Source organism: Dapis purpurea BLCC-M126, assembly GCF_050015975.1.
GTDB lineage: Bacteria > Cyanobacteriota > Cyanobacteriia > Cyanobacteriales > Microcoleaceae > Trichodesmium.
On the sequence record NZ_JBNHER010000288.1, the window covers coordinates 1 to 8,054 of the forward strand.

5 protein-coding genes are annotated in these 8,054 nt (G+C 34.3%); 4 read left to right on the top strand and 1 reads right to left on the bottom strand.

Translation table 11 applies throughout. The annotated features are described in order from the left end of the window. Window positions 1-586: 586 nt before the first annotated feature. A complete protein-coding gene (locus ACP6PL_RS26290; protein ID WP_426548292.1) occupies window positions 587-1,144 on the bottom strand; it encodes a DciA family protein in 558 nt (185 codons plus the stop codon). A 615-nt stretch (window positions 1,145-1,759) separates the two neighbouring features. On the opposite strand from ACP6PL_RS26290, the gene ACP6PL_RS26295 reads away from it, so the two are divergent. From ACP6PL_RS26295 to ACP6PL_RS26310, 4 genes are all read left to right on the top strand, one after another. Continuing rightward, window positions 1,760-3,013: a hypothetical protein gene (locus tag ACP6PL_RS26295; RefSeq protein WP_426548293.1), complete on the top strand. Its 1,254-nt coding sequence runs from the start codon at window positions 1,760-1,762 to the stop codon at window positions 3,011-3,013. A 147-nt stretch (window positions 3,014-3,160) separates the two neighbouring features. Beyond that, window positions 3,161-3,895, top strand: a complete 735-nt coding sequence (locus ACP6PL_RS26300) for a PspA/IM30 family protein (RefSeq protein ID WP_426548294.1) — start codon at window positions 3,161-3,163, stop codon at window positions 3,893-3,895. Between the two features lie 769 nt (window positions 3,896-4,664). Next, a complete protein-coding gene (locus ACP6PL_RS26305; RefSeq protein ID WP_426548295.1) occupies window positions 4,665-5,432 on the top strand; it encodes a PspA/IM30 family protein in 768 nt (255 codons plus the stop codon). Window positions 5,433-6,629: 1,197 nt separating this feature from the next. Continuing rightward, a complete protein-coding gene (locus tag ACP6PL_RS26310; protein WP_426548296.1) occupies window positions 6,630-6,890 on the top strand; it encodes a hypothetical protein in 261 nt (86 codons plus the stop codon). Window positions 6,891-8,054 lie beyond the last annotated feature (1,164 nt).

Consider the following 8,054-nt stretch of genomic DNA (forward strand, 5'->3'; position numbering starts at 1 on the left):
CCTATCCAAGGGGAGGCTTTAAACCAGAATTATTAATTATTAATAATTAATAATTAGGTAAATATTACAGGAGTCGGAAAATGTTATACCATTTCACTAAATGCCCATCACAAATAAAGCTTTAATAATTAAACCCTTTTAGTTAAAAAGTTTTCCTAAGTGAGAGGAATGCTAAAAAGTTAAGCTCTAGTTTCACCTGAGTTTCGGATAACCTGAAACGCTTATTCTCACCTTGCCTATAATCCCCATTTCTTCATAGAATGAGTAGCAAAATCGTCTTAATCCGAACTTAGGTTAGAATATTGATAATCCTTGAAGCGAAGCCTTCCCTAAGAGAGTGTTTGTCAAATTAAGTATTAAGATATGATGGATCTAAAAAATTTTAAAATTTTTCAAAAGAGGTAATTATTAATTGTTTGGAGTAGGTACTAGGTGTAAAGAATTGATAATTTCTCTACGATAATTAATTTTATTTTTTGTTATTCGAAATATCTATTGAAGTAGAGCTATCATCGTTTATGTGATATTCTAAAAGTGAGATAGTATTACTACCTTGTTTCCAGCCCCCTACTTCCTACTTTTCTCCCTATGACCAGCGCTTAGTCGCGCAAATTGCACAGACGGACCAACGTTGAATCTCTCCAGGGGGAGTAGGAGATTGGCATTGAGGACAAAGAGGTAAAGTTTGAGAACGGTTTTGTATAGCTTTCGCCCAATTTTGAAAAGTACTCTGAGGATTTTGATTTTTGGGAGTGGAGTTTCTTGGAAGTGGTTCTTTCAAGGGAGGAATCATACTAGGATGCTGCTGCCAATCATTTTTTTCTGTTTGGTTTGATTGGTTGATAGGGAGATGGGTATGCCATTGAGCTGGAGAGAATTGGATATCATCTAGAGGTATAGATAAAAGGTGCTTTAGCTTCTCTAAAATTTCCGGAACTTGGAAACGAAGTTCTTGAGACCAGGCAGCACTATATGTTGCTACATATAAAACACCTTGTTTAATGTATAATGGCCGAGTTTTGCTAGCCATTACTCCTAAAACTTGCTCCCAACATTCCATCAACTTTTGAAAATCTTGTTGTTGGGGCGATCGCTCCATAATTTTGAGATAGCCTAAAATCTGATTGAGAGATTGAAAATTCATAGTTGTTTTACCGAAAGGCGGGGTTGAGAGCAAGGGTTATTGATTAGGGATATGAAAATGAGTCTGCTACTAATCCAGACTGTAATGAAGTTGCAAATACTATAGAAGCCATTTGGTGTCTTGGCAAAGGAATTAGAAGTCAGGAAAGCAAGAAATAGAATAGAGGAAAAAGGTAGAATCTAGACCCCCATATTCAGCATCTCCCTATATTTAAGTAGATAAATAGACCTATACAATAATCAAAAATAAAATCAATTATTTACACCTACTCTCTCTTTTCTGGAGATGTCTAATAGATCCCAAATGGGTTCTATATAGAAGATGGAGAAGTAAGCACCAAAGCCCAGATTTAGTCCTGAGCTAAATCTATAGGGAAATTTTCAGGGGTTTCCAACATAATCTCTCAAAGTATATCAAGAATTACAAAGTCGCTCGCTTATGGGCGATACTTTAGACCCAATTTTCCAGTAAAGCAAGAATTCAAAAACTTTGGATTCAGTTATCCTCGTTTTAGAAGCTCCTGTTATAATTTTTGATTTAATGGGAGAGAACTTCACTAATCCCTTCATCATTTAGGTAAGGGAGTGTCAATGATTAACTAGCAGGAGTTATTAAATGAGTCAAAATTCGATAGTTAAGTCTACTAAAAATTCTACCCAGGAATTGAATCAGACTTTGCAAGCTGTAATGGAAAGTTTGGATGTGGAGCTAGAAGCAGAATTAACAAGATATCGTAAATACCGCAGGCAAACAGAAAATTCGCCAGTTTCTCAGAAAAATATTAATAAACAAATTTACAAAACACCCGAATTAATGTCTCTATTACCAGTGGAGGATCAAACACTATCTTCATTGTCTTTATCTGAGATAGAATCATCACTGCAAAACTCTGAAGCATCTAATACTTCTGCTAAAAAAGCTTCACCAGTGGCCATTGAGCCTCCCACCCCTACAGAAATCAGCATGGCCAAAAAAGGTGATGTAGAAAATCAGGATGGTGAGAAACAGACATCTCAATTAAGTGACAATAATTCTACAGCACCAGATAACTATCTGGAGTCTTCAGAGAAACTTCTAGAGAGTTTAGATAAATTAAAATCAAATCATCAAGAGCAATCTACTTATTTAGGAAGTTTGTTGACTCCTCTGGGAATAGTTTCAATGTTTCTGTTTTTTATCTCTTGTATGACTTTGGGTTATGTTGTAAAGCACCCATCAGTTCTGAGCAATCTTAGTTTAGACCGTTTTTTTAAAGGTACTTCTGCTCAAACAAATACAGATCAGACTACTACTGATAATATTGAAAATAGGGAGGAGCAACCTTTACCGAAATCTCCTGACTTGGCATCTCAAGAGTTTGTAGATTTAGATTTGAATACTCTAAGCAACGTTAATCCTCAACCTAGTCAGTTCCCATCTCCTACGGCAAAAGTCAAACCTGTAGTACCACCACCAATATCGGGAAGTGTTAATACTGCTTCACAACCTAATCAAGCAAGTGCAAAACTAGATAATCTCACTACCACTTTATTACCTCAGTCTACCCCATCTACTGTAGTTACTTTATCTTCTCCAACTCCATCCCCAATAGTTAAACCTTCCCCAGAAATTTCTAATAGTTCTCAAATAACTAACCCAATCAAATCAGATGATGGTTGGTATTATGTGGTTCTAGATTATGTAAATGAAGAATCTTTGTATAAAGCACAGCAAATAATTTCAGATGCTTATATTCGTGAAACGGATAATGGTATGAAGATACAGATGGGGGCATTTTGGGAAGCAGAAAGGGCAAAAATTTTTCTTCAAGAATTACGCCAAGAAGGACTGGATGCCAAATATGACAAGTTGAAACCTGATAATTATTAATTAGGGAACAAAAGAAAAAGATTATTAAGAAATGACTGGAGAGTACAATTATTTCTGTCTCCAATAAGTATAAAAGCTAAAGCACGAAAAATGAATTACTCCTGGAGACTTTATGCTCAAAAATTATAATAAATATGGAGAGTCTTTATGGGAATTTTTGACCGCCTTTGGCGGATGATTCGCGCTAATATAAACAGTTTGGTTTCTGGTGCTGAAGATCCAGAGAAGGTTCTTGAGCAAACAGTAAGAGATATGCAGAATGACTTGGTGAAACTACGCCAAGCAGTGGCACAGGCAATTGCTACTCAAAAACGCACAGAAAGACAATGTTACCAAGCTCAATCTACTGCTGATGAATGGTACAGACGAGCACAGTTGGCTTTACAAAAAGGCCAGGACAATTTGGCGCGGGAAGCTCTGACTAGACGTAAGTCATACCAAGAAACAGCTACCATAATGAAGGTTCAAGTAGAACAGCAAAAACAGGTAGTGGAAAAGCTAAAGCAAAATATGAGGCAGTTGGAGCAGAAAATTAGTGAAGCAAAATTAAAAAAGAATATGTATATTGCTAGGGCACGCTCTGCTAGGGCTTCGGAAAAGCTCAATGAAATTTTAGGATCAGTAAATACTGGTAATACTCTAAGTGCTTTTGAGCAGATGGAAGAAAAAATAATGCAGCTTGAGGCTAAGTCTGAGGCGATGGCTGAGTTAGGAACTGATAGTTTAGAGAAACAGTTTGTATCTTTGGAAAGAGATGATAATGATATTGAGACTCAGTTGGAGGCAATGAAGGCGGAAATGTTGCCTAGAGGTAAAAATCCTCAATTGCCTCATCAAAAAGGTTCTAATTTGAAACAATCAGACAGTGGTGAAGTATCCTAAAAACAATATTCAAGGGCTAGAAGTAAAATTTAAGTGAGATTTACTTAGTCTCAGAGTAAAAAAAATCAGAAACTATGTCAAAAGACTTAACATCCTTTATAAAGACCAATTTACGGGGTAAAATCAAATCTATTTTAGGAAATTTTTTAAATCTTATTTTACTTGAAAGACTTTATCAAACTTAATTGAAATAACTATAGTTTTAGACAATACAAGCAAGAATTAGGTTGGAAAGATTATCACTTTAGTCAATTTTATGATATATAGCGCTGCATTCTCAGGTATTTACAACTAAACAACTAATAGCTCTAAGTGCAATGTAGAAAAGGTGTAGAAAAAATAATATGTAAATATGCCAGAGTACAGTGATATACAAAGATAGCAACAAATCATTTGTTACTACATCAGTAAAGCGTGGGATAAGTAATCAATTTATTGGCATTTTGGTAAGATAATCACTGACCCTTAGAGTGCAGGTATAAAAGCCAAGGCTTCGATAAATTAATTTATTAATATCTAGATTTGAGGCATTCTTAGCCTGTTTAGGTATTTCTTTTACTTCTCTTGGTTCCAGCCATTTTTTCTCTCAAAAACATCCAAGTTCGCCTAGGCTTTACGGACAAAGAACAGCTTAAAATGGATATTATAATTATAGGGTAAATTTCCCCTAATCAACTAATCAAAAGCTTGGCCCAGAGTAGCTAGTATTTGTAATCGGAAGCTGGGAGCCAACTTAAACAAATGGTCAATTAAAAGGAAAGATAAAATTATGGGATTATTTGATCGGATTGGTCGTATCGTTAGAGCTAATGTTAATGAGATGGTAAATAAGGCTGAAGACCCTGAAAAGGTTCTAGAACAGTCTATTCTTGATATGCAGGAAGACCTAGTCCAGTTACGTCAAGCAGTTGCTAGCGCTATTGCTACTCAGAAACGTAGCCAACAACAGTATAATCAAGCTGAGTCTCAAGCTAATCAATGGTACTCCCGGGCACAATTAGCTCTGCAAAAGGGAGACGAAAAGCTGGCCAAGGAAGCTCTACAACGTAAGAAAACTTATTCTGAGACAGCAAACACTGTAAAAGTATCTTTGGACAGTCAAACAGCTCAGGTGGAAACCCTAAAACGGAATTTGACAGCTTTAGAAGGTAAGATTTCTGAGGCTAAGGCTAAGAAGGATATGCTGAAGGCCAGGATGACTGCGGCTAAAACTCAGGAACAACTTAATAATACAATGGGTTCTCTGAATACTAGCGGAGCAATGGCAGCTTTTGACCGGATGGAAGAAAAAGTGTTGCAAATGGAAGCTCGTTCCGAAGCTACAGCAGAGTTAGCTGGTAGTGGTGGTTTGGAAGAGGATTTCCGAAAGTTGGAAGCTAGTAGTGATGTTGATGATGAGTTGGCAGCGATGAAGGCACAACTTACAGGGGGTTCAGTAAGTCAGAGTCAATTACCAGCTGCTAATGAAGGTTCAGCAGAAAAATCGGAGGTTGATGCTGAACTGGAGGATTTGCGTAAACAACTTGACAAAATGTAAATATTGTTTTATACAAATTTTAATTTTTCAGCAAGACTTTTAGCTTTGATAGATATTTAGCTTTCTCCGGGATAAATCCCACGTTTATTTCGCTGCGCGACATGAAAAGCACAACCTCTACAGGAGACAAGAGGCAAATAGCTTCAACGTGGGGTTAATCCTGGTCTTCATTCTGATATAGCTTGATTTTCTATTTACATCCTTCTTAAATATAATTTTTGGTTAAATACTTTATAGTGGTTTCAAATAAAAACTAGACGGCGAAATACCTAATTTTAAAGGATTATATCAAGTTTAAGTGTCTCAATCTTAACTGGAATCACTATATAAATAATTAAGTAGGTGTATGTAAAAAAAATTCAACCAATAGGCAGGTTTCAGGTGAAGTGATAGAAATTGTTTAATCTCTGCTTGATCTTGCCTATTCACTGTTATTTGTTCCCTATCAACGATTATTTTATATTTCATTTGACTTACCTGTTTAGCGAGACTTGAGGAAAAAATAGCTAAAACCTATTTTGATCGCTTTAAGGTATTTCCCTTGTTAATACTGGGTTTGAAGCCATGTTCGGTGAGAAAAATTTCACAGTACTCTTAAGTAATAGGAGAGTAGGGAAAGTGATAATACTTTTTCTCAATATCGGACAGAAGGTTTTTTATAAATGACTATCTAAACTTGATAGTACAGAGAATATAGTTAAATTAATCAAGTAATATAGCTATGGATGGAATAATAAGTATTCCACAAGAAAAACTTACAACAAATGTTTTTCTCAACTCCAAAGCCAACTCAACTCCTATATTTCTAGTTGAAACATCTTTGAGAGAGTTCAACAAATTTAGCTGATGCTCCTCAAGTTCAATAGAAGTAAATTCATTATCGCAATTCTATTTTATTAGTGTCCAAAATATTGTTGCTTTTTGGGAATAGGCAATGGGCACATAGACAATGGGTAAGAGTTTTGGAGTTTATTTTTACTTTTTGAATTGTTAGAACCTGTTTATAATTGTTATATAGAATTTATTTCTAATTGCTATTAAACTTAACTTAAACTAATTTATACCAATCAGGGATGATTTATAATATTAAAACACTTCACGGCATGAACAGGTTTTCATATATAATTACTGATTGATATATGATTAAATAATTTTTATTTACCTTCCTAATTACTCAAAATATTTATTAACTTAACTATGTCTAATTTACGCTGGCTAATTGTTAGTTCTTCTGCCTCTGGAGCTGGTCTTCTTTCCTTTGTCTTTTTAATTTTTACTTTCTTCCATAAATTTACTTTAGCAGGTCTTTTAGTTCTATTTTTTGTCTTAGCTTTTTTGATACTAAATGTAGTATTTACTGCTCATTATTTTTCCAAGATTTCTAGAGAGCTATACATCAGAAAGAAAATGCAAACACAAATGAAAATGAGGGCAAAACCTACAAGATATAGATATTAAATTTTGAGGGAATAAATAATTTAAGACAATAGTCTAATACAAAACATTTATATAAATTTTCATCATTTAAGATGATTTTTGTCAATTTATCAAATTAACTGGAGTTTAAAGTACGAAAAAATTTCCTAAGATTAGTTTTGGTGAAAAAAAGGTAAATTAACCTAAAATTGAGTCTAAGTGGTGTTTTGACTATTTATGGTTATATGTCATGGTAGAACCAAAAACAGGAGAAAGTTTCAATGTATTCGTTTTCTGATGTAGATAGAGTTTGTTTTAAGCAATGTTTAAAGTTGTTTTCCGAAAACTATCCAAATGATTTACATATCATTAGATATAATTCAGTCTGATAACGGTAGGTTAAACACTTGGTCATCTGTAGATTCCAGAAAATTTCATCCTTTTATTTCAACCTCCTTACACTTCACAAGTCAACTCCATTGTAAAGATTGTGTAAATAAATTAAAGTGGGAACTGTTTGAAAATATCGAAGTTTAGTTTTATAGAGGTTTTCACTCATGTTGACTACAGACAAAGTATAAGTATTTTTTTAAGTTTAATAAGTTACATACCTGATAGTTGTCTTCTATGTTAATGAAAACCGATATAAGAAAGCCATTATCTAACTAAAATCTTACTATAATTGACCCCAAAAACTATTATATTCCTGACCAGATGGGACTTAATTTGAGACGCTTGATCTATAGCATAATTTTTTGTATTTTATATATCTGAACTTAGGCAAATATACTATATATACTACCAACTAATCTAGGCAATTCCTGAGGCAAAGATCCACTAAGGATATCATAGAGCAGGCGATCGCCCCAAAGTTTTTAAATTACTAAATCTTCCTAAAAAAAGTTAATTTTCCACTTCATGTATCATCCCTAAAGTTAAAACTACTGGACTGTTTCATCTTAAATGTTGCAATAGAAAAGTGTCTGGAGACTGCTTCACTTTCGTTCGCAATGACAAATATAATGCACTATTTTAGTTGAAACGGTCCACTACTGGACTGACACACCTTAAATCCCACATTCCGCACTTCAATTTGTAACATGAAAATTAGTCTAAAATTCCATAGCTTAGTAAGTATTTATACTATGCAAATTACTCCCTTCCCGCCAGAAGATTACCTATAATGTAATAATAAAAACTACATAA

Bases quoted from the DNA above. Each gene is read 5' to 3' on its own strand.
- ACP6PL_RS26290 (WP_426548292.1), bottom strand. From the start codon at position 1,144: ATGAATTTTCAATCTCTCAATCAGATTTTAGGCTATCTCAAAATTATG.
- ACP6PL_RS26295 (WP_426548293.1), top strand. From the start codon at position 1,760: ATGAGTCAAAATTCGATAGTTAAGTCTACTAAAAATTCTACCCAGGAA.
- ACP6PL_RS26300 (WP_426548294.1), top strand. From the start codon at position 3,161: ATGGGAATTTTTGACCGCCTTTGGCGGATGATTCGCGCTAATATAAAC.
- ACP6PL_RS26305 (WP_426548295.1), top strand. From the start codon at position 4,665: ATGGGATTATTTGATCGGATTGGTCGTATCGTTAGAGCTAATGTTAAT.
- ACP6PL_RS26310 (WP_426548296.1), top strand. From the start codon at position 6,630: ATGTCTAATTTACGCTGGCTAATTGTTAGTTCTTCTGCCTCTGGAGCT.